A 3,206-nucleotide genomic window follows, 5' to 3' on the forward strand; every position below is an offset into this window, starting at 1 on the left:
CATAGGATTGGCTGCATCCAGTCCCGCCTGAACGACGTGGCGATCGCCGATCTCCGTCCCCCAACTGCCCCAGTGGCTGGAGGCCAGACGAGCGGTGACGTCTTCGGTCAGGCCCAGAACCTTGCCCACCTCGCGGATGGCGCTGCGGGGGCGGAAGTGGATGACGGTGGCGGCGATGCCGGCGCGATGGCGGCCATAGCGTTCATAGATATGCTGGATGATTTCCTCGCGCCGCTCATGCTCGAAATCGACATCGATGTCGGGCGGTTCGTTACGGTCTTCGGACAAGAAGCGCTCGAACAGCAGGTCGGATTCGGCCGGGTCTACCGAGGTGATGCCCAGGACGTAGCAGACCGCCGAGTTGGCGGCCGAGCCGCGCCCCTGACACAGGATGCGCTTGTCACGCGCCACGCGGACGATGTCGAAGATGGTCAGGAAATAGGGGGCGATGTCCTTGCGGGCGATAAAGGCCAGTTCCTTCTCCAGCAGGGCCTGGACCTTTTCGGGAACGCCGTCGGGGTAACGCATGGCGGCGTGACGGCCGGTCAACTCTTCCAGCCATGCCTGTGGCGTCCAATCGGGCGGGACCGGTTCTTCCGGGTATTGATAACTGAGTTCGGACAGGTCGAAGGTCGCGCGCGACAGGAAGGCGGTCGTCTCGCCTATGGCTTCGGGCGCATCCCGGATCAAACGGGCCATTTCGTCCACGGGCTTCAGCCAGCGTTCGGCGTTGGCCTCCAGCCGGCGGCCGGCGGTTTCGATGGTCACACCCTCGCGGATGCAGGTCAGGACGTCCTGCAGGTCGCGGTCATCGGGGGCGGCGTAGAGGACGTCGTTGAGCGCCAGCAGAGGAACCTTCACCCGATCCGCCATGGCCTTGAGCCGGGCCAGCCGCCGCCGGTCGTCGCCGCGCCTGTGCAGGACGGCGCCCAGCCAGACTGCGCCCGGCGCCGCTTCGGTCATGCGGGCCAGCACCTCTTCCAGTCCTGTCAGCCGGTCCGGCGGCATGAGGATCAGCAGCAGGTCTTCCGGATCGGCCAGCAGGTCGCGAAGGCCGATCTCGCACTCGCCCTTTCTGGCCCGGCGGTTGCCCAGGGTCAGCAGGCGCGTCAGACGGCCCCAACCCGCCCGCGTCTCCGGATAGGCGATGACGTCCGGTGTCCCGTCGTCGAAGACCAGCCGCGCGCCGGTCAGCAGGCGGAAGTCGGCCGCGCGGCGCTTCACCTCTTCGGACAGGGCCGGATCGTTCAACGGGTCCTCGATGAAGGCGATCTCTCCGGGACCGCCGCCCTCGCGCACCTTGTCCGGCGGGGCTAGGCCCTCGACCCGCAGTTCCTTCAGCGCGCTCCAGGCCCGCACCACGCCCGCCACGGTGTTGTGATCGGCCAGCCCCAGACCGGCATGGCCGCGCAGGATCGCCGTCAGCACCAGGTCCTTGGGATGCGAGGCGCCGCGCAGGAAGGAGAAGTTGCTGGCCGCCGCCAGCTCGGCGTAGACGCCGCAGGGCTCGAGCCGCCTCATGCGAACAGGCCGTGGATGAACCAGCGCGGTTCAGGCGTCTCGCCATAAAGGCCCTGGCGGAACAGCCAGAAGCGACGGCCCTCCCGGTCCTCGACCCGGTAATAGTCGCGGGTGCGCTGGTTCGGCGCGCGCCACCATTCGCCGCTGATCCGCTCGGGCCCTTCGGCGCGCGTCACCTCGTGCAGGACGCGGCGCCAGCGGAACTTCAGCGGATAGCCGTCGGGCACCTCCGCCAGGGTTTCGACCGGTTGGGGCGGGTCGAACATCTGCAGGGGCCGCAAGGGCGGGTCGTCGGGATCGAGGTCGGGCCAGGTCTCGTCGCCATGACGGGCGGCGGCCGGGACCAGTCGCGCGGCGCGTTCGGGGATGTGCGAGGCGAAAGGCTCGAAGCGCAGCACGGCCTCCGGCCCCAGACGCGCGGTCAGTCGGTCGATCAGGCGGCTGAAGGCCTCCTCGCCGGGCGTCTCGCGTTCCAGCCCCTGCTGGGTCGGCGCCAGGGCCTGGGTCCAGGACACGGACATCCGCATCTGGTCGAAGCCGAAGCCGGGGTCCAGCGGGGCGGCCAGGGCCGCGATCCGCTCGCGGAACAGCCGCAGGATTGCAGCAGCGTCGCGGGTCGGGCGGCCGGTGCGGACGACGATGCGGCGGGTCTCGCCGTCCACGCGATAGAAGCCGGCCTCGAAGGCGCGGCCGCCCAGACCGGTCTGGTCCAGCCGGTCCATGGTCTCGACCAGCAGGTCGGACAGGACCCGCTCGATGTCCTCGGGCGCCGAGATCGGCTCGAAGAAGACGCGGTCGACGACCACGGGCGCGGGCGGACGATGCGGGGTGATGCGCATGTCCTCGTCGCCCAGCACCCGGGCCAGACGGGCGGGAAAGTCGGCGCCGAAGCGGGCGGCCAGGGGGGCGCGAGGTCGGTCGTCCAGATCGCCCAGCCGCTTCAGGCCCAGACGGCGCAGGGCCTCGTCCTCCTTGTCCGAAAGCTCCAGGGCGGCGACCGGCAGGCGGCGCGCGGCGGCGCGGTCCTGGCCGGGCTCGAACCGACCGCCGGAGCCGAAGCGGGTCAGGGCGCGCGCGACCTGGGGCGTGCCGGCCAGGGCGCACCGAATTTTGAGTCCGGCGCGTTCGGCCCGCGCCTGAACCGTCCGCATCAGGCCTGTCTCTCCGCCGAACAGGTGGGCGCAGCCGGTCACGTCCAGCATCAGGCCGCGCGGCGGGTCCAGCGCGATCATGGGGGTGAAGCGGCCGAAATCCTCCAGCACCCGCCCCAGCAGGGCGTCGTCGAGGTCCGGCCGGTGGGCGACGACGCGTAAGGCGGGAGTCCGCGCCCGCGCGTCGGCCAGGGTCAGGCCAGGGGTCAGTCCCGCCCGCGCCGCGGCCGGATCGACGGCCGCCAGCCGCAGCGCGCCCTTGATCTTCTCGGCCAGGACGACCGGCGGCGCATCCTCAGGCGGCGCGTCGTCCCGCTGCTCCTGACGCCGCAGCCGGTCGCTGGGCAGCCAGGGGAACCAGACCGCCAGATAGCGGCGCGGGCGGGCGGAAGGTTCGCTGTTCACGATCCCACTCCATGATCCAGGTTCCGGTCGCCCCGCCGCCGCGCCGCCGCAGCAGGGTCGCCGAAAAAGACGGCCATCCCGGCGCTCCGCCTTCCAGAGGTTCTGACGCGCAGGACGCTACCGACCATC

1 protein-coding gene and 1 pseudogene are annotated in these 3,206 nt (G+C 70.9%); both read right to left on the reverse strand.

Annotated elements, in window-relative coordinates; genetic code table 11:
• A pseudogene (locus ACU5AP_RS16065) lies at positions 1-1,521 on the reverse strand (error-prone DNA polymerase); the annotation flags it as partial.
• Positions 1,518-3,077, reverse strand: a complete 1,560-nt coding sequence (locus tag ACU5AP_RS16070; RefSeq protein ID WP_446681538.1) for a Y-family DNA polymerase — start codon at positions 3,075-3,077, stop codon at positions 1,518-1,520. The pseudogene ACU5AP_RS16065 and the gene ACU5AP_RS16070, both read right to left, overlap by 4 nt.
• Between the last annotated feature and the right edge of the window lie 129 nt (positions 3,078-3,206).

The sequence above is a fragment of the Brevundimonas sp. RM1 genome, from assembly GCF_052907225.1.